General features: G+C 59.9%; 25 protein-coding genes and 2 pseudogenes. 9 read left to right on the forward strand and 18 right to left on the reverse strand.

Translation table 11 applies throughout. The features are described 5' to 3' along the window. The 4 genes and pseudogenes from QMX98_RS15945 to argC form a co-directional block, all read right to left on the reverse strand. On the reverse strand, window positions 1-72 hold a 72-nt coding region (locus QMX98_RS15945; protein ID WP_146469857.1), incomplete at its 3' end, for a helix-turn-helix domain-containing protein. Window positions 73-96: 24 nt separating this feature from the next. After that, the gene (locus tag QMX98_RS15950) at window positions 97-723 is read right to left on the reverse strand and encodes a DNA methyltransferase (protein ID WP_003465024.1); all 627 of its coding nucleotides are present in this window, start codon (window positions 721-723) and stop codon (window positions 97-99) included. Between the two features lie 414 nt (window positions 724-1,137). Next, window positions 1,138-1,293 (reverse strand): annotated as a pseudogene (locus QMX98_RS15955) (OmpA family protein); the annotation flags it as partial. Between the two features lie 413 nt (window positions 1,294-1,706). Next, entirely contained in the window at window positions 1,707-2,636 is a 930-nt protein-coding gene (gene argC, locus QMX98_RS15960; protein ID WP_003465021.1) for an N-acetyl-gamma-glutamyl-phosphate reductase, read from the reverse strand. A gap of 114 nt (window positions 2,637-2,750) precedes the next feature. Between argC and QMX98_RS15965 the strand changes: the two genes are divergently transcribed. Continuing rightward, window positions 2,751-3,635 (forward strand): LysR family transcriptional regulator, encoded by an 885-nt coding sequence (locus tag QMX98_RS15965; RefSeq protein ID WP_003465017.1) that lies wholly within the window; start codon window positions 2,751-2,753, stop codon window positions 3,633-3,635. A 183-nt stretch (window positions 3,636-3,818) separates the two neighbouring features. On the opposite strand, the gene QMX98_RS15970 is transcribed toward QMX98_RS15965, so the two are convergent. The 4 genes from QMX98_RS15970 to QMX98_RS15985 are packed head-to-tail and all read right to left on the reverse strand — an operon-like array spanning window position 3,819 to window position 5,602. Next, window positions 3,819-4,031, reverse strand: coding sequence for a hypothetical protein (locus QMX98_RS15970; RefSeq protein ID WP_223866296.1), 213 nt, complete (start codon window positions 4,029-4,031; stop codon window positions 3,819-3,821). After that, window positions 3,934-4,464, reverse strand: coding sequence for a uracil-DNA glycosylase family protein (locus QMX98_RS15975; protein WP_077203601.1), 531 nt, complete (start codon window positions 4,462-4,464; stop codon window positions 3,934-3,936). The genes QMX98_RS15970 and QMX98_RS15975 overlap by 98 nt, the downstream gene beginning before the upstream one ends. 28 nt (window positions 4,465-4,492) lie before the next feature. Beyond that, window positions 4,493-5,041 (reverse strand): cytochrome P460 family protein, encoded by a 549-nt coding sequence (locus tag QMX98_RS15980; protein ID WP_003465000.1) that lies wholly within the window; start codon window positions 5,039-5,041, stop codon window positions 4,493-4,495. Between the two features lie 27 nt (window positions 5,042-5,068). Next, window positions 5,069-5,602 (reverse strand): carboxymuconolactone decarboxylase family protein, encoded by a 534-nt coding sequence (locus QMX98_RS15985; protein ID WP_020309197.1) that lies wholly within the window; start codon window positions 5,600-5,602, stop codon window positions 5,069-5,071. 117 nt (window positions 5,603-5,719) lie between these two features. On the opposite strand from QMX98_RS15985, the gene QMX98_RS15990 reads away from it, so the two are divergent. Then, window positions 5,720-6,562: an AraC family transcriptional regulator gene (locus QMX98_RS15990; RefSeq protein WP_003464996.1), complete on the forward strand. Its 843-nt coding sequence runs from the start codon at window positions 5,720-5,722 to the stop codon at window positions 6,560-6,562. Between the two features lie 753 nt (window positions 6,563-7,315). On the opposite strand, the gene QMX98_RS15995 is transcribed toward QMX98_RS15990, so the two are convergent. The 7 genes from QMX98_RS15995 to merT are packed head-to-tail and all read right to left on the reverse strand — an operon-like array spanning window position 7,316 to window position 11,731. After that, the gene (locus QMX98_RS15995; RefSeq protein WP_024552207.1) at window positions 7,316-8,305 is read right to left on the reverse strand and encodes a DUF3330 domain-containing protein; all 990 of its coding nucleotides are present in this window, start codon (window positions 8,303-8,305) and stop codon (window positions 7,316-7,318) included. Beyond that, window positions 8,302-8,538: a broad-spectrum mercury transporter MerE gene (merE, locus tag QMX98_RS16000; protein ID WP_021138754.1), complete on the reverse strand. Its 237-nt coding sequence runs from the start codon at window positions 8,536-8,538 to the stop codon at window positions 8,302-8,304. Before merE ends, QMX98_RS15995 begins: the two co-directional genes overlap by 4 nt. After that, complete coding sequence (merD, locus tag QMX98_RS16005) at window positions 8,535-8,900, reverse strand: mercury resistance co-regulator MerD (RefSeq protein WP_021138753.1); 366 nt, start codon at window positions 8,898-8,900, stop codon at window positions 8,535-8,537. The genes merE and merD overlap by 4 nt, the downstream gene beginning before the upstream one ends. 17 nt (window positions 8,901-8,917) lie before the next feature. Beyond that, window positions 8,918-10,603 (reverse strand): mercury(II) reductase, encoded by a 1,686-nt coding sequence (gene merA, locus QMX98_RS16010; RefSeq protein WP_024552206.1) that lies wholly within the window; start codon window positions 10,601-10,603, stop codon window positions 8,918-8,920. A gap of 39 nt (window positions 10,604-10,642) precedes the next feature. Beyond that, window positions 10,643-11,065, reverse strand: coding sequence for an organomercurial transporter MerC (merC, locus tag QMX98_RS16015; protein WP_024552205.1), 423 nt, complete (start codon window positions 11,063-11,065; stop codon window positions 10,643-10,645). 27 nt (window positions 11,066-11,092) lie between these two features. Beyond that, complete coding sequence (gene merP / locus QMX98_RS16020; protein ID WP_045735837.1) at window positions 11,093-11,368, reverse strand: mercury resistance system periplasmic binding protein MerP; 276 nt, start codon at window positions 11,366-11,368, stop codon at window positions 11,093-11,095. Between the two features lie 12 nt (window positions 11,369-11,380). After that, window positions 11,381-11,731 (reverse strand): mercuric ion transporter MerT, encoded by a 351-nt coding sequence (gene merT, locus QMX98_RS16025; protein WP_024552203.1) that lies wholly within the window; start codon window positions 11,729-11,731, stop codon window positions 11,381-11,383. Between the two features lie 71 nt (window positions 11,732-11,802). Between merT and merR (QMX98_RS16030) the strand changes: the two genes are divergently transcribed. From merR (QMX98_RS16030) to QMX98_RS16045, 4 genes and pseudogenes are all read left to right on the forward strand, one after another. Beyond that, the gene (gene merR, locus QMX98_RS16030; RefSeq protein WP_024552202.1) at window positions 11,803-12,237 is read left to right on the forward strand and encodes an Hg(II)-responsive transcriptional regulator; all 435 of its coding nucleotides are present in this window, start codon (window positions 11,803-11,805) and stop codon (window positions 12,235-12,237) included. Between the two features lie 54 nt (window positions 12,238-12,291). Next, window positions 12,292-12,900: a DUF6088 family protein gene (locus tag QMX98_RS16035; protein WP_045735839.1), complete on the forward strand. Its 609-nt coding sequence runs from the start codon at window positions 12,292-12,294 to the stop codon at window positions 12,898-12,900. Window positions 12,901-13,435: 535 nt separating this feature from the next. Continuing rightward, window positions 13,436-14,233 (forward strand): annotated as a pseudogene (gene rlmF, locus QMX98_RS16040) (23S rRNA (adenine(1618)-N(6))-methyltransferase RlmF); the annotation flags it as partial. 167 nt (window positions 14,234-14,400) lie between these two features. Next, complete coding sequence (locus tag QMX98_RS16045) at window positions 14,401-15,309, forward strand: haloalkane dehalogenase (RefSeq protein WP_045735840.1); 909 nt, start codon at window positions 14,401-14,403, stop codon at window positions 15,307-15,309. Window positions 15,310-15,431: 122 nt separating this feature from the next. Here QMX98_RS16045 and QMX98_RS16050 read toward each other — a convergent pair whose 3' ends face one another. From QMX98_RS16050 to merR (QMX98_RS16060), 3 genes are all read right to left on the reverse strand, one after another. After that, the gene (locus QMX98_RS16050; RefSeq protein ID WP_077749512.1) at window positions 15,432-18,866 is read right to left on the reverse strand and encodes an SbcC/MukB-like Walker B domain-containing protein; all 3,435 of its coding nucleotides are present in this window, start codon (window positions 18,864-18,866) and stop codon (window positions 15,432-15,434) included. A 165-nt stretch (window positions 18,867-19,031) separates the two neighbouring features. Then, window positions 19,032-19,529 (reverse strand): SMP-30/gluconolactonase/LRE family protein, encoded by a 498-nt coding sequence (locus QMX98_RS16055; protein WP_256578015.1) that lies wholly within the window; start codon window positions 19,527-19,529, stop codon window positions 19,032-19,034. A gap of 40 nt (window positions 19,530-19,569) precedes the next feature. Next, window positions 19,570-19,968, reverse strand: a complete 399-nt coding sequence (gene merR / locus QMX98_RS16060) for an Hg(II)-responsive transcriptional regulator (RefSeq protein ID WP_003089120.1) — start codon at window positions 19,966-19,968, stop codon at window positions 19,570-19,572. A 74-nt stretch (window positions 19,969-20,042) separates the two neighbouring features. Between merR (QMX98_RS16060) and QMX98_RS16065 the strand changes: the two genes are divergently transcribed. Genes QMX98_RS16065 through QMX98_RS16075 form a run of 3 tightly spaced genes read left to right on the forward strand, consistent with a single transcriptional unit; the run spans window position 20,043 to window position 20,901 of the window. Continuing rightward, window positions 20,043-20,393, forward strand: a complete 351-nt coding sequence (locus QMX98_RS16065; protein ID WP_003089115.1) for a mercuric transporter MerT family protein — start codon at window positions 20,043-20,045, stop codon at window positions 20,391-20,393. Between the two features lie 12 nt (window positions 20,394-20,405). Next, window positions 20,406-20,681: a mercury resistance system periplasmic binding protein MerP gene (gene merP / locus QMX98_RS16070; protein ID WP_003150552.1), complete on the forward strand. Its 276-nt coding sequence runs from the start codon at window positions 20,406-20,408 to the stop codon at window positions 20,679-20,681. A 7-nt stretch (window positions 20,682-20,688) separates the two neighbouring features. Then, entirely contained in the window at window positions 20,689-20,901 is a 213-nt protein-coding gene (locus tag QMX98_RS16075; protein ID WP_003089113.1) for a GDCCVxC domain-containing (seleno)protein, read from the forward strand. Window positions 20,902-20,907: the final 6 nt, after the last annotated feature.

Consider the following 20,907-nt stretch of genomic DNA (forward strand, 5'->3'; position numbering starts at 1 on the left):
CAGGCTGAAACCTTGGGCATGACCGATTTGAATGGTGGCGCGCTCTTCAACGCTGAGTTCGGAATAAGACATAGGGACAGCACCGTACCGGAAAGGTCAGGTGTTGCACTCAGTTTTCGCCGCCGCCCCCTTATTATCACTGCGAGGTGAATAGCTTTTCTGCCAATTGATTATGCCAATGCGATTCTCTTCGCCGAAGATTTCGTCCATGAGCATGCCAAGTCTAAATAGTTCCCTATGATCAATACAGATAGCCATAACCCCGCCTGGGGTTAGCATCTCACGCATCATCCAGATTCTGGGTGTCATGAAGCGCAACCATTTGCTGTGCTTGGACCCATCATCTTTAGGAACTACATCGCCGAGATCTGGATCGTTTGGATCCTTGTCCCACTTGTCGTTATAGCGGAAGTCCTCGCCGGTGTTGTACGGCGGGTCTGTTACTACAAGATCAACTTGACCACGATATTTATAGAGCGTGACCATCGCAGAAAGGTTTTCACCGTCCCAGATCTCATTCTCTGACTGGGCGGTTTCCTCTCCAAAGGATACTTTCTTGATAATACGATGCAGCTTCGGCTTGACCTGGCGGATGATCTGCCAGGGAGCAGCCCGCCCGGTGTAACTCATAACGATGCCATTCTTGCCAGCATCGGCAAGCGCCGCATCATGCTCCTGCAGCATACGGACCAAGGCGGCCCTCGGCAGTTGTTCGTAATCCATGCTTGCCCCTTGAATTCGTGCGGCGGCACCGAAAAGCTGAAAATTCTAGTACCGCTCGTGGATGCTTCACCATCCCTAGGGTGGCGAGTGTACTTGTGAACGTATTGATTTGGCTGTTAAACCGTTGAAAAAGACGGATCAACTGAGTTCCAAACGGGCTGCGTACTGGCTGGCAGATGCGAATCCGGCGCACGCCGCTCCCTTCTGGGCTCAAGCCCGCGAAGCGGGCATAAAGAACCCGGCCGAGGCCGGGATCCTTATGGGCTTATGGGCCGGCGTATTGGTCTGCCCAGTCCAAAGCCGGTGCCACGGGAGCTTGCACCTCCTGAGGCCAGGTTTTGGAGCCCACTGCAAATCGCCCGTAACCCATTAAAAGATAGCTGGGCATCCGACGAAAAGAGCACCAAGGCACCATTACCCTTGAGCTACAGCGCCGCTACGGGGCACCAGTTTGATTTCAACGCGGCGATTTTGGGCGCGACCCTCGGCGGTGTCGTTGGGGGCAATGGGCGAGCTGGAGCCTGCACCAAAGGTTTGCAGGCGCGAAGGATCGACGCCATTGCTGCGCAAAGAGAAAAAGGGGACTGATTTATGTGCGCCAGGCAAAGCTTGGTCGCCTGGGAATGACGGCGCAAGCCGTCACGAAATGGCGTAAGAAACCCAGCGGGTATGACCCCCGCCCGGTAAAGGTTAGCCACCGACCGGAAGCGAGTCTTGCGTGGTGACCGGGTAACCGGCGCTGCGAAGCGTAGACAGCAGAAAAGGGGATTTATTTTCCCTACTCTAAAACGGCCGCTGTTGGCCGATTGCTGCCTGTCGTGGACGACCGTTTAACTTCAAAGCCTGACTGGATTGCAAACTGCTGACACGCGTAGATTCTGTTTTCGACTCGTTTAATGCCGTCGATGCCAGGCCATAAACAGAGAGGAAACAACCGCTCGAAAATTCGAGCCATAGACTCTAGAGCCAGTGGGTAGTCGGAGTCATGTTCCTGCAACCATCAAATCCAGATTCTGCACCGCCGCTCCAGCGGCTCCCTTCCCAAGATTGTCAAACACCGCAGCCAACAAAACCTGCCCCGTCTCATCATTTTCACACACCACCAATCGCAAACTATCAGTCCCGTTAAGCGCCTGAGGATCAAGGCACGTCAACCCTTTGGCCTCCTGCATCGACATCACCTGTACATGGTCCGCATCGACGTAGTGCTGCATAAGACACGCATGCAACCGCACCGCATCCACGCCCGGCGCCAACAAGCGAAGTTGCAACGGTATGGTCAGCACGATCCCCTGCCGAAAAGCCCCATAAGCCGGCACAAACATCGGCCGCTCCATCAGACCGCTTTGCTGCTGAATCTCCGGAATATGTTTGTGTGCCAGCCCCAGACCATAAACCTGAAACGCGGGCGCCTGTGATGCGCCCTCTCCCTCATGCTCTTGCACGCCAACGCGCCCTTTTCCGGAATAGCCCGACACAGCATGAATGTTCGTCGGATAGTCCCTGGGCAGCAACCCGGCCTCCAGCAATGGGCGCAGCAGCCCTATCGCCCCCGTGGGATAGCAACCGGGATTGCTGACCCGCCGTGCCGTGGCGATGCGTTGGGCCTGCTGCGAGTTCATCTCCGCGAAACCATAGGTCCAGTCTGGATGGGTGCGGTGCGCCGAACTCGCATCGATCACCCGAACGGCGGGGTTTTCGATGCTCGCTACAGCGTCGCGTGCGGCTTGGTCGGGCAAGCAGAGAATCGCGATGTCGCAGGCGTTGATGATTTCGGCGCGACGTTGCGGATCCTTGCGATGTTCGGGGCTGAGCGTGATAAGCCGCAGATCGGTCCGGTCGCGTAGACGTTGATGGATTTGCAACCCGGTGGTGCCTTGGTCGCCGTCGATGAATATAAGAGGACTTGCCATGGAATGCTCTCGGACATAGGAAATCAGGAGTTCCAATCTTCAGTGAGGGGCTAAGATAGGAAAAGTTGAATTTCTAAACGATGAAATTCAGCTTTTCTGAACAAGGAGTGACTCATGCGCGAAATCAGCCTGGACCGTCTGCGCACGTTGGTGGCCATTGCCGACCTGGGTTCGTTTGCCGAGGCGGCCCGTGTGCTGCACCTCGCGCCACCCACGGTCAGTTTGCATATTGCCGACCTGGAGTCGCGGGTTGGCGGAAAGCTGTTGTCGCGCACACGTGGGCGCATTCAGCCTTCGGCGATTGGAGAAACGCTGGTGGAGCGCGCGCGGCGCCTGTTGGCGGATGCGGAGCAGGCGCTTGAGGACGTGGAGCGTCAGGTGCAGGGCTTGGCCGGGCGTGTGCGGCTGGGTGCCTCCACAGGGGCCATCGCACAGTTGATGCCGCAAGCTTTGGAGACGTTGGGCCAACGCCATCCCGCTATCGATGTGCAGGTCGCGGTGCTCACGTCGCAGGAAACTTTGAAGAAGCTTGCCGAGGGCTCTTTGGAGATCGGTCTGGTCGCGCTGCCACAGACCCCGGTGAAGGAATTGCGGATCGAGCCATGGCGGCGGGACCCGGTCATGGCCTTCTTGCCGGCTCGCTGGGAATGCCCGGATGTTGTGACCCCCGGTTGGCTGGCCGCCCAGCCATTAATTCTGAATGACAAAACTACTCGGCTTTCGCGCTTGACCTCGGAGTGGTTCGCCAGTGATGGACGGCAGCCCACGCCGCGTATTCAACTGAACTACAACGATGCGATCAAAAGCCTAGTGGCGGCCGGTTATGGTGCGACGTTGTTGCCGCATGAAGCCTCCACGCCATTGCCCGATACCAGGATCGTCATGCGGCCATTACAGCCCTTATTGTGGCGTCAACTTGGTATTGCCCACCGTGGTGGGGACGTCGAGCGGCCTACGCAACATGTGCTGGATGTGTTGTGGGGGTTGAGTGCGGGCTAGGGCGATGTTGTCAGAGAAAGGACCGCTTTCGACCCGGTCATACGGTGATTGAGGTCCCAGGCGTCAGCTACCGCACCTGAAGCCGTCGTTCATCGCTCCAAAGCCGGTGCCTGTCTCCGTTCGCCCAGGCCAGGGTGTCGTAGTACTTGTGCAGCAGCTCGGTAATGGCGGCGGTGTCGTCGGTCATGGGGTTTCCTTGGGGTTGGCGGTGAGGACTGCCTGGACGCGTGCTTGCAGCGCGGGCAGCACGTCTTGTTGGAACCAGGGGTTGCGCACCAGCCAGCGATTGTTGCGCGGGCTAGGGTGAGGCAGGGGGAACGCTTGCGGCCAGTGCTCGCGCCAGGCTTCGACCACCCGGGTGAGCGGCGTCTTGCCAGTACCGAGGTGGTAGTCCATGGCGTAGCTGCCCAGCACGATGACCAGCGACAGGCGCTCGAAACGCTGCATGAAGGCTTCGCGCCAGGCGGGGGGCGCACTCCGGGCGTAGCGGCAGGTCACCGCTTTTGCCGGTGCCCGGATAACAGAAGCCCATGGGCAGAATGGCGATGCGGGTAGGGTCGTAGAAGGTGTCGCGGTCCACGCCCAGCCAGGCGCGCAGACGCGCGCCGCTGGCGTCGTCGAAGGGCACGCCTGAGGCATGGACCCGGGCCCCCGGTGCTTGGCCGGCGATGAGGATGGGCGCACTCGGGTGAAACTGGAAGACCGGCTGCACGCCGTGTGGCAGATGCGGTGCGCAGCGCGTGCAGGCGCGGACGTCGGTCAGAAAGGCGTCGAGTGTCGGCATGGCGCGCTTCCGGAAAGGGTGGCTCGCGCAGGACGGAGGTGCCATCCTGCGCGAAGCGTAACCCGGCAGCAAGTCAGTGCTGGGTCAGTGTCGGATAGCCCTGGATGAATACGCGGTCGGTCTTGGCCGCCGGCACATGGCAGCCCATGCAGTCGGCTTCGTAGCTGACGGCGACATTCTTGGCGGGGGCGTCGGCCTTGAACAGCGCCCAGCCCCAGCCGTCGCCCCACAAGGGGTTGCTGGCGAAACGGCCTTTGGCGTCCTTGACCATCACGAACCACACGGCCGCATCGGAACCCCAGACCACAGGGTTGCCAGTGGTCATGGCGCTGGTTTCGAGCTTGCGGATCTCTTTCACCAGCGTGGCGCCGTCCAAGAACTTGCCGGTCTTGCGGTAGTGCTCGGCCGAGGCCTTTTCGGTGTACACATCGTGCAAGCCGCGAGAGGCGGATTTTTCGTCCAACACCGCATATGAGCCCAGGTGGACGAAGTTTGTGCGGAAGTCTGTGGGGCGGCTGATGCCGCCCTGGCTGTCCACATAGGGCGAAAAGTCGCCGGCCGTGACGGCCAGTGGCAGGACGAGGGCGCTGGCGAGCAGAGCGCCGGTGAGTGCGATTTTCATCGTGTTCTCCTTATATGCCTATGGAGATCAGACGGCGACCACGGGGAAATCCACCGTGGTGTCGGCGATGTGGTTGGTGTAGTTGGTGAGCGTGTTCAGCGCGACGTTGGCGATCACTTCCAGTATCAGGCCGTCGTCGAGCCCCGCGCGGCGGTAGTTGGCCATGGCGTCGGCCGACACCACGCCGCGTTGCTCGACCAGCGCGCGGGCAAAGCCGGCGATTGCATCGTCAAGTGCGTTGGCCGCCTGGCCGGTGCGGGCCGCGGCGATGGCCTCTGCCGACAGTCCGGCACCTTTGCCGATCAGGGTGTGTGCGCTCAGGCAATACTGGCAGCGATTGGCTTGACCGGCAGCGAGCGCAACGATCTCGCGCTGGGAGGCATTCAGGCGGCCGGTGCCCAGCGTTTCGGACAAGCCGAGGTAGCCATTGAGCGCCGCCGGCGCGTGGGCCAGCGTGGCGAACAGGTTCGGCACCATGCCAAGCTTGGCTTTGACGGCCTTGAGTGTGGCAGCGGTAGCGGCGTCAGCGGTGTCGATGGTCAGGGGGGCGATTTGGGTCATGTCTATCTCCGTAGTGGGTGAGGTGCAAGAGCACGTGGGCATGATCGCCCTTTGTTTGGTACGATATGGCACGTAAAGTATCAAATACGTAACCTATCGTCTTATATGGAGAGTGGAATGGCGGATCGACTGGCCGGCTTGCTCCGGCACTACTCGCTTTCGGCGCGCGTTTTTCACAGCGGCGCCTTCTGTGGGCAGCATCATTACGCGGCGCCGCATGGCTATATCCATCTGGTGCGGCGCGGCCCGATTACGGCGCGTTCGCCCGTGCATGAAGATCTGCTGGTTACCGAGCCGAGCCTGCTGTTTTATCCGCGCGTGGCGTCGCATCGTTTTGTCGCCGCCCCCGGCGATACCGCTGAGCGGTTGTGTGCGGAGGTCGACCTGGGCGCTTCGACGGGCAATCCGTTGGCCATGGCCTTGCCGTCGATGCTGCTGATTCCGTTGGCGGACTTGCCCGGCCTCGGGCCGACGCTAGAGTTGCTGTTTGCCGAAGCCGAGCGCGACCAGTGCGGTCGGCAGGCCGCCATCGACCGCTTGTGCGAGTTGCTACTGATCCAGTTGCTGCGTTATCTGATGGATGGGCGGCTTGGCGCCACCGGACTGCTGGCGGGCCTGGCCGACCCGAAACTCGCGCGCGCCATAACCGCCATGCACGATGCGCCGCAGACCGCGTGGTCGCTCGAGGCGCTGGCGGCGAAGGCGGGCATGTCACGCGCGCGCTTCGCCGCCGCGTTCAAGGACGCGGTGGGCGTCACGCCGGGCGACTATCTGGCCGACTGGCGGATGAACGTCAGTTGCACCCTGCTCAAGCAGGGGCGGCCGGTGGCGGTGGTGGCCGACCGCGTCGGCTACGGCAGCCCGAACGCTCTGGCGCGCGCCTTCCGCGTGCGCATGGGCTGCGCCCCGCGCGACTGGCTGGCGCAGCAGCGCGGTGACGCGGCGCTCAGCGGTTCGTGAGTTTGAGTTCGATTCGCCGGTTCTTGGCGTAGGCGGCGCCGGTGTTGCGCTCGTCGAGCGGGTGAAATTCGCATCACGCCGGAACAACTGGCGGAACTCCAGGTGGCGATCCGTCAACGGCTGGTCAGTCTGTTCGTGCGGCGCGGCCGGCTGGACAAGGCTGAGTCAGTGGCGCAGGTAGCTGGATGACGCTGTCCCGCCCTGAGCCGACGCTCACAGGCGGGGATTTCCAGTGTCGTCATTGTCGGCTATTGGCCGGCAGCAGCCCGTCGTTGCCTGATGGATCCAACCCCTCCGCTGCTATAGTGCAGTCGGCTTCTGACGTTCAGTGCAGCCGTCTTCTGAAAACGACAGGTTGAACGCCAAAGAGGGGGCGGGAGCGCTGCAACCGGAGCAGCGTCAGAGCCTCCAGAATCGCCCACACAACGCGGAAGCTGTCAGTCAGGGGGCAAGCCTACCTTGGCACCAGAAACGCGCCCAGGAGGCCGCAGGGGGCGATTTTGGCCGCTGCAACTGTCCAACCTTGGCCGGGCCTCGCCGGGCCGAGTGGGGCGGCCTTCGACCAGGGCGGGCCGGCGACCGTCCGTCGGGCATGGAGGGGACGATAGAGAAAACGGACAAAATCGTACGCTAAGCGTGCGGCCTGTCAGGTTGAGGCCCTAGAGGTTGCAGGCGAGTCGTCAGAAAATGCTGGAATCGGCCCTATTCTGACACTGCCCAAGGTTCCGGCCTGACGCCCAGTTAGGGCATGCCTCAATCTGACGGCGGCGAACCGCAAGCGTTCAGTTCGGCGCTCGTTTCGGTCGCGTTGCTTGCCCGCGCCTGGAAGCGTTGATAACACTCCAGCCCGCAGAAGCGCTCGACGTACTCCGCACCTTCCGGTGTGAAGGCGGCGTCGAGCGGGATTTCCTTGCAGCACACGCAGCAACTGGTGGCAGTCGGATCATTTGCATTCATGGTGGCACCCCTCCATTGACTGACAAAGGCGGCGAATGCCGCCGCCGGCACTGGCTTGGCGAACAGGAAGCCTTGCCCCGTATCGCACTCCGCTTGCCGCAACAGCGCGAGACTGGTCGGCGTTTCCACGCCCTCGGCCACCACGTCCATTCCCAGCCCGTGCGCAAGCTGAATCACGGTGTGCACGATGGTCCGGTCGCGGTGGTCGTCGGCGAGTCCGGCGACGAAGGACTGGTCGATCTTGAGCTTAGTAATCGGGCAGCACTTCAGGTGTTGCAGACAGGAATACCCCGTCCCGAAGTCATCGGCAGCGAAGCGCACACCGATCTGTCGCAAGGCTTCCAGGGCTGGGAAGATCGCCGGATTGCCGAACGCGACCGATTCGGTCAGCTCAATTTCCAGATACTCGGCAGGCAACTCGGCGTCAGCCAGCACGCCCTTTACCCACCCGTCGAAATCCGGTCCTACCTGGCTCGCCGAAACATTGACGGCGAGCCGGAACGGTTGCCATGCCAGCATCCGCCATTCGCGCATCTGGCGGCAGGCGGTGCCCAGCACCCAAGCGCCGATTTCAGGCATCAAGCCGGACGATTCGACCACGGGCAGGAACTGGCCCGGCGGCAAAAGTCCGAGCTGCGGATGACGCCAGCGCAACAGGGCTTCCGCACCGACAATCTGGTCACTGCGCAAATCGACAATCGGCTGGTAGTGCAGCTCAAACTGCCCGCGCACAACCGCCTGCGCCAATTCGGTCGCCGTCCATCTGGCGGGCAGTGATGTGCTCACGATCTTTCCTTGAAGACCCGCAACAGCCGCGTCACGGACAGGACAAACAAGCCGGTCAGCGTGATGGCTGCAATACCCCAATGCTCCCCGATGAACGCGCCGGCCGTCGTCCCCGCGAGCACCACAGCGAGAATCGGCAAATGGCAGGGACAGGTGAGCACGGCCAACGCGCCCCACAGGTAGCCGGTGAACGGCTTGTGTGTCTCGGTCGGCAAGCGCTCGGGGCTGTTCATGGCAGACTCTCCGCATGCTGTACCAGCTCGGTCGGCATGGTGGCCAACTGCACCTCCAGATCGGCCAATGCTTCGCGCCGACGTTCGACGAACTGGCGCAGCACGGCAAGCTGCGCGGCCGCTTCGTCGCCGTCCGCGGTATCCAACGCCCGGCACAGCCGCGCCAGCGCGTCGAGACCGATACCCGCTTCGAAAGCAGCCCGCACGAAGCACAGCCGTTGCAAGGCCGCATCGTCGAACAGGCCGTAGCCGCCAGGGGTGCACGCCACCGGCCGCAGCAGTCCGCGCAGCAGGTAGTCGCGCACGATGTGCACGCTCACCCCGGCATTAAGGGCCAGCCGGGACACCGTGTAGGCGTTCATCGAACACCTCCTTTTTCTCACCCGGCGCAGCAGGAAAGCTGCTTCACATCCTTGTTAAAGGTCTGCGCCGCGAGCTTCAGTCCCTCGACCATCGTCAGATAGGGGAACAACTGGTCGGCCAGTTCCTGCACGGTCATCCGGTTACGGATGGCGAGTACCGCCGTCTGGATCAGTTCGCCGGCTTCCGGCGCGACCGCCTGTACGCCGATGAGCCGTCCACTACCTTCCTCGATGACCAGCTTGATGAAGCCGCGTGTGTCGAAGTTGGCGAGCGCACGCGGCACGTTGTCCAAGGTCAAGGTGCGACTGTCGGTCTCGATCCCGTCGTGCTGGGCCTCTGCCTCGCTGTAGCCCACGGTGGCGACTTGCGGATCGGTGAACACCACGGCAGGCATGGCGGCAAGGTTAAGCGCCGCGTCACCGCCCGTCATGTTGATCGCCGCACGGGTGCCGGCCGCTGCCGCCACATAGACGAACTGAGGCTGGTCGGTGCAGTCGCCGGCCGCGTAGATGTCCGGCGTGCTGGTCCGCATGCCGACGTCGATGACGATAGCGCCTTGCAGGTTGAGCGCGACACCTGCCGCGTCCAGCGCCAGGCTGCGCGTGTTGGGCGAGCGACCGGTGGCGACCAGCAGTTTGTCGGCGCGCAGCTCGCCGTGCGCCGTGGTGAGCACGAATTCGCCGCCCTCGTGCGCGACCTGGCTGGCCTGGGTGTGCTCCAGCACCTCGATCCCTTCGGCGCGGAACGCCGCCGTGATTGCCTCACCGATGGCCGGGTCTTCGCGGAAGAACAGGGTGCTGCGTGCAAGAATCGTTACTTTGCTGCCCAGTCGGGCGAACGCCTGCGCCAGTTCCAGCGCTACCACCGACGAACCAATCACGGCCAGCCGCTCAGGAATGGTGTCGCTGACCAGTGCTTCGGTGGAAGTCCAGTACGGCGTGTCCTTCAGGCCGGGAATCGGCGGCACGGCCGGACTCGCGCCGGTGGCAATCAGGCAACGGTCGAACGCCAGCACACGTTCGCCACCACCGTTGAGTTGCACGGTCAGGCTGTGCGCGTCCTTGAAACGGGCTTCGCCGTGCAGCACGGAGATGGCGGGATTGTCATCCAGGATGCCTTCGTATTTGGCGTGGCGCAGTTCGTCGACGCGCGCCTGCTGCTGGGCCAGCAACCGCTCGCGCAAGATCGTCGGCGGTGTGGGCGGCATGCCGCCATCGAACGGGCTTTCTCGGCGCAAGTGGGCGATGTGCGCGGCGCGGATCATGATCTTGGACGGCACGCAGCCGACATTGACGCAGGTGCCGCCGATGGTGCCGCGCTCGATCAAGGTGACGTGCGCGCCTTGCTCGACGGCTTTCAGCGCCGCCGCCATCGCCGCGCCACCGCTGCCGATAACGGCAATATGCAATCCGCCACCGTCACCACCAGCCTTGTCGCCGCTACCTAGCCATTCGCGCATCTTTCCGAGCAAGCCACCGCCCACCGGAGGCACGGGCGCGTCGGCGAGCGTGGCCCGATAACCGAGTCCGGCCACGGCGGCAGTCAACGCGTCCGGCGATATGCCGGCCTCGACGGCGAGTTTGGCGCTGCCCTTCGTATAGGAGACATCCGCCGACTGCACGCCGGGAACTTTCTCCAGGGCTTCCTTGACGTGCGTCGCACACGAGTCACAGGTCATGCCGGTGATTTTGAGGGTGGTCATTCATCGTTCCTTTTCTGTGTTGGCCGCTGGCTCACGCAGTCAGTCGTGTTTCGCGGGGAGTTCGCAGCCATCCGGGCCGCAGCGGCGATTTACCGGCGAAACCAAGTCCCAGATCGACACGCCGATCATCAGGGCTAGGCCGGTGTATACGAGGCGTGCTGTCCACCAGTTGCCAAGCAGCCAGACGGTTCCGGCGAACACGATGGCTGGCCCGATCATGCCGAGCAGGCTGCGGTGCCATTGCCGATGACTCAGCCAGCCCAGTGCATTCGCCAGCAAAGCCACGACGGCGAACAGCGGTAACAGCGTGGAGATAAACAACCCTTCGTATTCCTGTAGAAAGCTCAGCCCGATGGCCGCGCCCAAGCTGGCGAGGGCCGGGAAGCAGGCGGCGCAGCCCATCGCTGAAACAACGCTGCCGAGCGCGCCAGCCTTGTCGGCAATGCGTGTGATCATCCCCATGATCGCCCTAGGCTCTGGTTCAGTGGCTCACTGCTTGACGCTGGAGGGATAGCCCGCGTCTCTGGTTGCCTTGGTCAGCTTCTGCACGCTGGTCTTGGCATCATCGAAGGTGACCACCGCTTCGCGTGTCTCGAAGGTCACGTCAACTTTGCTGACGCCTTCGACCTTGGAAATCGCCTTCTTGACGGTAATCGGACAGGCAGAGCAGGTCATGCCCGGTACGGACAGTGTGACGGTCTGGGTAGCGGCCCACACGGGGGCAACAACGGCGGCGAGGGCGAGGGAGGCAAACAGTTTCTTCATGGTGAACTCCGATCAGTAGAAAAATGGCATGACATAGGGAAATCCGAGCGCGACCAGAACCAGCACGGCCACGACCCAGAAAATGAGCTTGTAAGTCGCTCGCACTTGGGGAATCGCGCAGACCTCACCCGGTCTACAGGCTTGCGCAGGGCGGTAGATGCGCCGCCAGGCGAAGAACAAGGCTACCAACGCTGCGCCGATGAAAATCGGGCGATAGGGCTCCAGCACGGTCAGGTTGCCGATCCATGCCCCGCTGAATCCCAAGGCGACCAAGACCAGCGGCCCGAGGCAGCAGGTCGAGGCGAGGATGGCGGCCAGTCCGCCAGCGAAGAGCGCGCCGCGCCCGTTTTGTGGTTCAGACATGCGCTTGTCCTTTCGAATTTGAATTGGATAGCGTAACCTTACTTCCGTACTCATGTACGGAGTCAAGTGATATGGAAAACAATTTGGAGAGCCTGACCATTGGCGCTTTTGCCAAGGCGGCCGGGGTCAACGTGGAGACGATCCGGTTCTATCAGCGCAAGGGCCTGCTGCCGGAACCGGACAAGCCTTACGGCAGCATTCGCCGCTATGGCGCGGCGGATGTGACGCGGGTGCGATTCGTGAAATCGGCCCAGCGGCTGGGCTTCAGCCTGGATGAAATCGCCGAGCTGTTGCGGCTCGATGATGGCACCCACTGCGAGGAAGCCAGCAGCCTGGCCGAGCACAAGCTTCAGGACGTGCGCGAAAAGATGGCCGACCTGGCGCGCATGGAAACCGTGCTGTCTGAACTGGTGTGCGCCTGCCATGCGCGGAAGGGGAATGTTTCCTGCCCGCTGATCGCGTCGCTACAGGGCGGAACAAGCCTGGCAGGGTCGGCTATGCCTTAGCGTGCTTTATTTTCCGTTTTCTGAGACGACCCCTATTTCAAAAACCAGCCATCCATGAAATCCCTTTCCGCGGCAATCATCGAACACAGCAGGCTTCTTCCTGAAGGAGGCATCCTTGCACCAAACGAATTCCTTCACTTGGCTGACCGTGCTTCGGTGGACCAAGCATTCTCTCGATTAGCCAAGGGCGGGGAGTTAATGCGGATTTCACGCGGCCTCTATGTGGCGCCGGTCACCGGGCGCTTCGGCAAACGCGCGCCGGCGACGGAGAAGGTTATCAGTGCGATAGCTTCGAAAAGCCATCAGGTAATCGCGTTAAGCGGTGCCCGCGCAGCGAACCTTCTAGGGCTAACGCAACAGGTGTCGATTAGGGAGGTATTTGTTACCGGCGGACGGCCGAGAACCCTGCAGCTAGGCAAGGCTCAGGTGAGAATCGAGCATGCGCCGCATTGGCAAATCGCCCTCGGAACAACCATTGCTGGCGACGCTGTACGTGCGCTTGCCTGGCTGGGGAAACCCCACGCCCCAGAGGCAGTCGCCAAGCTGCGCACGTGCCTGTCGAGTAACGATTGGCAGATTTTGATATCGCATAGATCAAACCTTCCTCAATGGATGGCTGAAGCGATTGGGCGCGAAGCAGTCTTTGCTGAGCAGGGCTTCTGATGCTCGTTTAAATACAATAATTTAGAGAACGAATGTCCTAATTTTGCCTTATCTCGGCAAGACTCAGTTACGTCCTGAAAAGTCTTTATAAAACATGCGGATAGGAGGGAAGTGAGTGAATTTTCCCTTTATCTCGGCATGACCCCTTCTAGGGCTGACGCAGCAGGTGTCGATTAAGGAAGTATTTATCACCAGCGGACGGCCGAGAACCCTGCAATTAGGCAAAATTCAGGTGAGAATCGAACATGCGCCACAGTGGCAGGTCGCCCTCGGAGCGACCATTGCTGGCGACGCTGTACGTGCACTTGCCTGGTTGGGCAAACCCCACGCCCAAGAGGCAGTCGCGAAGCTGCGCACGTGCCTGTCGAATAGCGATTGGCAGGTCTTGAAATCGCATAGATCCAAGCTTCCTCCATGGATGGCTGAAGCGATTGGGCGCGAAGCAGTCTTTGCTGAGAAGGGATTCTAATATTCGTTTAAATACAATAATTTAGAGAACGAATGTCCTAATTTTTGCCTTATCTCGGCATGACCCCTAAAAGTCTTCAACCGCGCCCTGCTCAAACAGTTCTACGGCATTGCCCACTGGGACATTCCTGCCGACTATCTATGCCCGCCGATCCCCGGCCGCGCAGACTACCTGCACTACATCGCCGACTTGCTCGGGAAAAGTAACGCAGGGGTTATTCCTCGTGGCGCACAGGTGAATGCGCTAGACGTGGGTGTTGGCGCCAATTGTATTTATCCGCTAATTGGCCATCGCGAATACGACTGGCACTTCGTTGGCAGTGATATCGCCAGCAGCGCAATTGCCTCAGCCGGTGCGATTCTCAACGCCAATCCGGGGCTCGTTGAAGCCATCGAGCTACGCCAGCAAAACGACAGCACGCATATTTTTCAGGGCGTTATCCGCGCCGAAGATCGCTTTGATATCACCCTGTGCAACCCGCCGTTTCATGCCTCCGCTGAGGAAGCCACGCAAGGCAGCACCCGCAAATGGCGTAACCTTGGCAAGCTCGACCCCAAACGCAAATTGCCGGTACTCAACTTCGGCGGCCAAGCTGCTGAGCTTTGGTGCAAGGGCGGCGAGGCGGCGTTTGTTAGCCGTTTAATCAGCGAAAGCGCTGAACACGCCCAACAGGTGTTTTGGTTCAGTAGTTTGATCTCCAAAGCCGGCAACCTCGGCGGCGTTTACAGTGCCCTGAACAAAGCTGGCGCATTGGAAGTACGCACCGTTGAAATGGCTCAAGGGCAAAAACAAAGCCGTTTTGTCGCTTGGACATTCCTCACCCCAGAACAGCAACAAGCCTGGCGCCAAGAACGCTGGAGCTAAGCCAGCCCCAGAGTTAGCCACGCGTTGCCAGCCCGATAACGCGCGAGCCGCCCACGCGCCAAAGACTCACTGAGCGTAATAACGCAGCATTCACAGAGTCAAAACACGTGTACACAGGCGGCGCGCGTGCGCACCATGGCTGACCGACACTTAGCGAGGCGAACAATATGGATTTTTTACGCACCCCAGATCGACACTTCGAAAACCTTCCCGGCTACGCATTCGAGCCCAACTACCTGATGGTGGATGACAGCGAAGGCGGTGAGTTACGCATGCATTATTTGGATCAAGGTCCAGCCGCTGGCGCAGTGGTTTTATTGCTGCACGGTGAGCCATCGTGGAGCTACTTGTACCGCACAATGATCCCCACACTAGTTGCTGCAGGCCATCGCGTTATTGCCCCAGACCTCATCGGTTTTGGTCGCTCAGACAAACCCAGTAAACGTACCGACTACACCTATCAGCGCCACGTTGACTGGGCGCAATCGCTGCTCGACCAGCTAAAACTGAGTGACGTGACCTTGGTTTGCCAAGACTGGGGCGGCTTGATTGGCTTGCGTTTAGTCGCAGAAAACCCAGCCCTATTTGCTCGCGTGGTTGCCGCCAACACCATGCTCCCAACCGGTGATCACAACCCAGGGGAGGCCTTCAAAAGCTGGCAGCAATACTCACAACAAGTACCAGAGTTCCCCACTGGAGCGATCATCAACCGCGCCACCACCACAGAGCTATCGCAAGCGGTGCTAGACGCCTACGACGCGCCCTTCCCTGACGAAAGCTACAAAGAAGGTGCACGGCAATTTCCCTTGTTGGTGCCCACCACGCCTAACGACCCTGCCGCCGATAAAAACCGCGCAGCATGGGCAGTACTGATGAAGTGGAACAAACCCTTTTTGACCGCGTTCAGTGATTCAGACCCGATCACCAAAGGCGGCGACAAGGTGCTGCAAAAGCTGATACCGGGCACACACGGCCAAGCGCATACCACCATCGTCAATGGCGGGCACTTTCTGCAAGAGGATCAGGGCGAAAAGCTGGCAGAGGTTGTGGTGATGTTTATCGCGGCGAACCCTTGATGTGCCGAGAACTGTACCGAAGACTCAGCGCTTAACGGCAAACTAGCCAGTGCATGCCTCCAGTAATCCTTGCAAAGCATCTGTCTCGATCTCACTCGCCGAGACAGGTGCCTCGCAAAGGACTATACCGCGAAGCGTTTATCCAGCCCGCTGTAGCCCATGCCAATTGCCTTATGCACTTTTAACTGCACCGGGATGCGCTCTTTGAGCGCTTCAACATGACTGATGACGCCGATCATCTTGCCGCTGGCATTCAGGCTGTCGAGTGCATCCAGCGCCACCTCAAGTGTTTCAGCGTCGAGGGTGCCGAAGCCTTCATCGAGGAACAGCGAGTCGATACTGGTTTTGTGGCTGACCAAATCCGACAAAGCCAACGCCAGCGCAAGGCTGACTAAAAAGCTTTCACCACCAGACAAGGTTTTGGTGTCCCGCGCAACATCCGCCTGCCACGTATCGACCACCTCAAGCTCCAGCTCACCCAGAGACTTGCGCGCCAACTGATAGCGTCCATGCAAGCGTTCAAGCTGCTGATTAGCTAAGTAGACCAAGTGATCGAGTGTTAATCCTTGGGCGAACTTGCGAAATTTAGCGCCATCCGCCGAGCCGATCAGGCTGTTGAGTTGCTGCCAAGCATCGTAATTGGATTGTTGCGCACGGATCTGCGCAAACAGGCTTTGTTGGCTCAGGCGCCGCGCATCATCACCTTGCAGTTGTGCACGAATCTCACCTTGGCGCTGGCTCAGGTTGCGCAACTGTGTTGCCAACTGTACAAGCTGTTGCGCCAGCGCCTCATCATCCAGATCGACCAGCACTTTCGACTGCTCAACCGACTGCAATTCAGCAAAGCGCTGCGTGCAATCGTGCGCCAAAGCCTGAGCGGCAGTGGCTGCGTTGTTTAGGCGCTGCTGAAGCTCGCGCAAGCTCGCGCGTTCAGCGTCATCCAATAACGCCGCCATAAACTGCGCCTCATCGGCAAACTGGCTAGCCGCCAAAGCGTTCTGCCAGTCGTTATTTTGCGCGGCTAACTCACGCTGCTCGTGCTCGATACGCACTTGCACCGTTTGCAGTTGCCCCCACAGCTGATCACGCTGCTGTTGCGAAGCCTGCCAACTACGCTGCAATGCTTGTAATTGCTCATGCGGGTTATCAACCGCCGGCAACTCCGCTAACGGCTCTTGCGCTTGCTCAAGCCAGTGCTGCTGCCAGGTTTGTGCGTGCTCGTGCGCCTGTTGCAGTGCATGCGTTTGCGCTTGCAACTGCGTAGCCAAACTCAGGCTTAACGCCTGTTCAGCCTGCCAGCCTTGCCATGCTTGCTGTTGTTCACGCAGCCAATCGGCAGGCGCTACAGGCATGTTCAAACCCAGCACCTGCAAACAGCTACTGAGGCGTTCCAAGCGTTCGGCATGCTTGCTGGTGAGCAACTGCAGTTGGCTAATACTGTCGTGGTGACGCTGTTGCACATGGCTCTGTTTACTGGTCAGCGTATCCAATTGAGCGCTGCATTTACTGTGCTCAAGCTCAGCCGTCATCACCCCATCGGCGGCTTGCTGGGCGACTAACTTGAGTTGGTCGAGCTGGCTCATGCGCAACTGTTGCTGCTGCATGTGCTGCTCGTGGTCGTGTTGTGCGGCCTGCAATGCGCTGGCATCCGCAATTGCCTGCCCGAGCGATTCACAGGCTTGCTGCCAGCGCTGATCCGCCTCAGCCAACCCCTGTCGTGCAGCACTAACTTGCGCTTGAGCCTGGGCTATTTGTGTTTCCACCACAGCCAGGCGCTTGTTCAGCGTCTCGCCTTGTGCCCGCACCGCATCTTGCTCAAGCTGTTTGGCCTGCAAGGCTTGCACAGTTTGCGACGGGTTAAGCGCTTGATACTCGGCAATCGCCGGGTGCTCATGCGAGCCACACAGCGGACAGGCCTCATCGGCTTGTAGGGCGGCGCGGTATTGTTCTAACTGTTGAATACGTTGCTCTTGCTCAAGCAGCTTTTGTTTGTCGGCGATCTGCTGTTTAAGGTCGACAAACTGACTGCGCAGCGCCTCACGCTGCTGATTTAACTGCGCTTGCTCGGCTTGCTGAGCTATCAGTTGCGCCTGCGCTTGAGCCTGCTGATCAACAAACTGCTGACGCTGAGTCAGCAGCATTGCCAAACGCTCCAGCTGACGCCCACGCTCGGTTAATTGCTGAGTTTGCTCACGTAAGGCTGCGTCATTATGGCCGCCAAACAATCCATCCAACTCCGCGCGCGCGGTGTTTGCCGCCAGCTCAGCTTGTTTAAGCTGAGTCGTCGCTGCGTGCAAAACCGTTTGCTGCTGGGGTAACTCAGCTGCTAGCTGAGCCAGTTGGTCATCCAGTTGTTGTTGCTTCTCACGCTCAGCGGCTTGCTCTTGCTCGCTCACCGCCAAGGAGTCGAACTGCTCTTGCCACGCGGCCAGATGCGCACCTAACTGCGCCCGCTGCGGCTGAGTGACGAGCTGCTGCGCAACAGCATCAGCGCGCTGCTGCAAATCCTCTGTAGTCGCACGTTCTGCCTGCAATGTTTGCTGACTGACTTGTTGACCTTGCCACGCCTGCTGACAGATTTGCTCCAGCGCAGCCATGTGCTGCTCACGCAACTGCTGCTCTTGAGCTTGGCTGGCTTGCAACTGATGACTGATGCGCAGTTGCTCGCGGTACAGCGGCTGCAATTGTGTGGCCGGCTCACTGGCCGCCAGCTTGTGCAATTGCGGCTGAGCCTGATTAAGCGCTTGTTGTGCCTGACTCGCTTGCTCCTGCGCTTGCTGCAATTGCGTCTGCGCCTTGGCTTTGGCATCGCGCCACAGCGTCTGTGCATTCAGGCCGCTTTGCTCAGCCGCCAAACGCTGCTCATCCACGCTGACTTGAGCATGCTCAGCGTTAAGTTGCTCACGCTGCTCGTCACTTAACAGCTCAACCCCTTCAGCTTTAGCGCGCAGGTGATCTAGCGCAGTTTTTACCTCACGAGTTTGCTCAAACACCCGCTGAGAAATTTGCCCGTAAATATCAGTGCCGGTCAGTTCTTCAAGCAACTCTGCACGCTGATTCGCATTGGCCTCAAGAAATGCCGCGAAGCCGCCTTGAGCGAGCAACATCGACTTAGTGAAACGCTCAAAATCCAGCCCGGTCAGGCGCTCGGTTTCACGCAGTTTTTCGTTGATTTTGTCAGTAACGATTTTGCCGTCGGCCATCAATGCCAACTCAACCTTGGGCGCCTGCAGTGCCCCATCAGCTTTGTCGCGGGCGCGGCGCTGGCTCCAAAACGCTCGGTACGCCACACCTTTAACTTCAAACTCAACCTCGGCCAAGCACTCAGCCGTGTGCCGCGTCATCAATTCATTGCTCCCCGCAGACACCGTACTCATACGTGGCGTGCGGTGATACAAGGCCAGGCAAATAGCATCAAGCAACGTGGTTTTACCCGCGCCGGTGGGCCCGGTAATCGCGAACAACCCGTTGTCTTTAAATGGCTCGGCAGTGAAATCAATCTTCCACTCGCCCTTGAGTGAGTTCAGATTTTTGAGGCGCAGGCTGAGGATTTTCATACAAAGGTCGCAGGCTGACATGAGCGACTATTCTGGCATTGTCGCGCGCTGCGTGCAGGACATAAGTGCGAGCGTTGAGGCTCGCACTTAATTTCAGTCAGCCACGCTGTACTGCCAAGCCGTTCAGCGTGGGGCAACCGCAACCGCTGGGTTGCGGCTGGTGGCTCACTTAATAAAAGTGGCGCCGCGGGTGTTTACAAATACTGAGTAAATAGAATGGCTGCTGGCCATGAACAGGCGGTTACCTTGAACGCCGCCAAAGCATAGGTTGGCGCAACGTTCCGGCAACGAAATATGGCCAATCGCCTTGCCTTGAGCATTGAACACACGCACACCATCAAGCTCCTCTGGTTTACCCTGTGGCGAGCCATTGCTGCCCCAACCACACCAGAGATTACCGGCCTCATCGCACTTAATGCCATCGAGCGCGCCATACGCAGTCGCCTCGATATGCTTGTTGCGATTACCCAGCGTGCCGTCTTCATTAACCGCGTACGCCCAGACCAAACGATTCGGCTTGGCGCGACCTTCAACGATGTACAGGGTCTTTTCATCTGGCGAGAAACACAGACCATTAGGCCCGGCGAGATCTTCGATCACGCGCGTGACTTTGGGGTTTGGGGAGCAATGGAACCAAAAACCAACGTAAGCTCTGAATCCCACCGTAAAGGGGCTTTCCGATCTCCAGCTCACCCGCCAGGCATTACTCTCTGATCAGTGCCTCGATGATCGGGCAGATCGTTCCGCCGTCTCCCGCATCACATTGCTGCACCAGTTCGCCTAACAGTTGCTGCATGACGACCAAGTCGGCCATCTTCTGCTCGATCAACGCGAGCTTGCGTGCAGCCCGTGCTCGCGTTTCGGCACAGGCGCACGACTCATCCAGCGTCAGCAGTCCACCGACTTCCGAGAGCGTGAAACCCAGCGCCTGAGCCCGCTTGATGAAACGCAGTCGCTTCACCATGTCCACCGGATAGCGCCGATGGCCACCCAAGGGTTTGGCTGGTTCATCCAGCAGCCCGCGTCGCTGGTAGTAGCGGATCGTCTCGACGTTCACCCCGGCGGCGTCTGCCAGCTTGCCAATGGTCAGCTCTGTGGCCATCACTTTCTCCTTGATTCCGTACTTTGGTACGGAGTTTAGAATAGCACCTAGGCAATCAGGCTCAGGAGATGGGAATGGGGATGCAACTCACCGGGAAAGGCTCGCTGGTCGCGAGTTCGCTGACCGCCATCGGTGCGTCGGTGTGCTGTGTCGGGCCACTGGTGCTGTTGGCACTCGGTGTCGGCGGTACGTGGGTGGGCGCTCTGACCATGATGGAGCCACTACGCCCCCTCTTCATCGGGTTGACTCTACTGTTCCTGGGATTGGCATTCCGCAAGCTCTACCTGGTGCCACAGGTTTGTACGCCAGGTACACCCTGCGCCGATCCGCGCACGCTCGTGCGACAGCGACTCGTGTTCTGGATCGTCAGCGTGCTGCTGCTCGGCCTATTGGCCGTGCCGTGGCTCGCCCCGCTGTTCTACTGAAGGAGATTAACCATGCGCAAACTGCTGATCGCCGTGCTTTTCGCCTTGCCCTTCGTGGCGCTGGCGGCTCCCCCGAAAACCGTCACGCTCGACGTGCAGAACATGACGTGCGGACTCTGTCCGATCACGGTCAAGAAGTCGCTGGAGAAGGTGTCCGGCGTGAGTGACGTCCAGGTCAATTTCGACCAGAAGACGGCGACCGTCACCTACGATCCCGATAAGGCCCAGCCCGAGGCACTGACTGAGGCGACCGCGAACGCGGGATACCCCTCCACAGTGCAGAAGTGAGGTCACGATGAGCGCCATTGTCCTTGAGTCCGTGCTGACTTGCCCGCGCTGCGGCTTCGCCAAGCCGGAAACCATGCCCACGGACGCCTGCCAGTTCTATTACGAGTGCAGCAACTGCAAGGCGCTGCTGCGCCCCAACCCAGGGGATTGCTGCGTTTTCTGTTCGTTCGGCTCGGTGAAGTGCCCGCCGATCCAGCAGCAGCTTGGGTGTTGCTCATAGCGTTTA

This window comes from Pseudomonas sp. PS02303 (assembly GCF_029959925.1).
In the GTDB taxonomy this organism is placed as follows: Bacteria; Pseudomonadota; Gammaproteobacteria; order Pseudomonadales; family Pseudomonadaceae; genus Aquipseudomonas; species Aquipseudomonas mandelii.

Coding starts and splice junctions, on each gene's coding strand:
- QMX98_RS15950 (WP_003465024.1), bottom strand. CDS start 723: ATGGATTACGAACAACTGCCGAGGGCCGCCTTGGTCCGTATGCTGCAG.
- argC (WP_003465021.1), bottom strand. CDS start 2,636: ATGGCAAGTCCTCTTATATTCATCGACGGCGACCAAGGCACCACCGGG.
- QMX98_RS15965 (WP_003465017.1), top strand. CDS start 2,751: ATGCGCGAAATCAGCCTGGACCGTCTGCGCACGTTGGTGGCCATTGCC.
- QMX98_RS15970 (WP_223866296.1), bottom strand. CDS start 4,031: ATGGACTACCACCTCGGTACTGGCAAGACGCCGCTCACCCGGGTGGTC.
- QMX98_RS15975 (WP_077203601.1), bottom strand. CDS start 4,464: ATGGCACCTCCGTCCTGCGCGAGCCACCCTTTCCGGAAGCGCGCCATG.
- QMX98_RS15980 (WP_003465000.1), bottom strand. CDS start 5,041: ATGAAAATCGCACTCACCGGCGCTCTGCTCGCCAGCGCCCTCGTCCTG.
- QMX98_RS15985 (WP_020309197.1), bottom strand. CDS start 5,602: ATGACCCAAATCGCCCCCCTGACCATCGACACCGCTGACGCCGCTACC.
- QMX98_RS15990 (WP_003464996.1), top strand. CDS start 5,720: ATGGCGGATCGACTGGCCGGCTTGCTCCGGCACTACTCGCTTTCGGCG.
- merE (WP_021138754.1), bottom strand. CDS start 8,538: ATGAACAGCCCCGAGCGCTTGCCGACCGAGACACACAAGCCGTTCACC.
- merD (WP_021138753.1), bottom strand. CDS start 8,900: ATGAACGCCTACACGGTGTCCCGGCTGGCCCTTAATGCCGGGGTGAGC.
- merA (WP_024552206.1), bottom strand. CDS start 10,603: ATGACCACCCTCAAAATCACCGGCATGACCTGTGACTCGTGTGCGACG.
- merC (WP_024552205.1), bottom strand. CDS start 11,065: ATGGGGATGATCACACGCATTGCCGACAAGGCTGGCGCGCTCGGCAGC.
- merP (WP_045735837.1), bottom strand. CDS start 11,368: ATGAAGAAACTGTTTGCCTCCCTCGCCCTCGCCGCCGTTGTTGCCCCC.
- merT (WP_024552203.1), bottom strand. CDS start 11,731: ATGTCTGAACCACAAAACGGGCGCGGCGCGCTCTTCGCTGGCGGACTG.
- merR (WP_024552202.1), top strand. CDS start 11,803: ATGGAAAACAATTTGGAGAGCCTGACCATTGGCGCTTTTGCCAAGGCG.
- QMX98_RS16035 (WP_045735839.1), top strand. CDS start 12,292: ATGAAATCCCTTTCCGCGGCAATCATCGAACACAGCAGGCTTCTTCCT.
- QMX98_RS16045 (WP_045735840.1), top strand. CDS start 14,401: ATGGATTTTTTACGCACCCCAGATCGACACTTCGAAAACCTTCCCGGC.
- QMX98_RS16050 (WP_077749512.1), bottom strand. CDS start 18,866: ATGAAAATCCTCAGCCTGCGCCTCAAAAATCTGAACTCACTCAAGGGC.
- merR (WP_003089120.1), bottom strand. CDS start 19,968: ATGGCCACAGAGCTGACCATTGGCAAGCTGGCAGACGCCGCCGGGGTG.
- QMX98_RS16065 (WP_003089115.1), top strand. CDS start 20,043: ATGGGGATGCAACTCACCGGGAAAGGCTCGCTGGTCGCGAGTTCGCTG.
- merP (WP_003150552.1), top strand. CDS start 20,406: ATGCGCAAACTGCTGATCGCCGTGCTTTTCGCCTTGCCCTTCGTGGCG.
- QMX98_RS16075 (WP_003089113.1), top strand. CDS start 20,689: ATGAGCGCCATTGTCCTTGAGTCCGTGCTGACTTGCCCGCGCTGCGGC.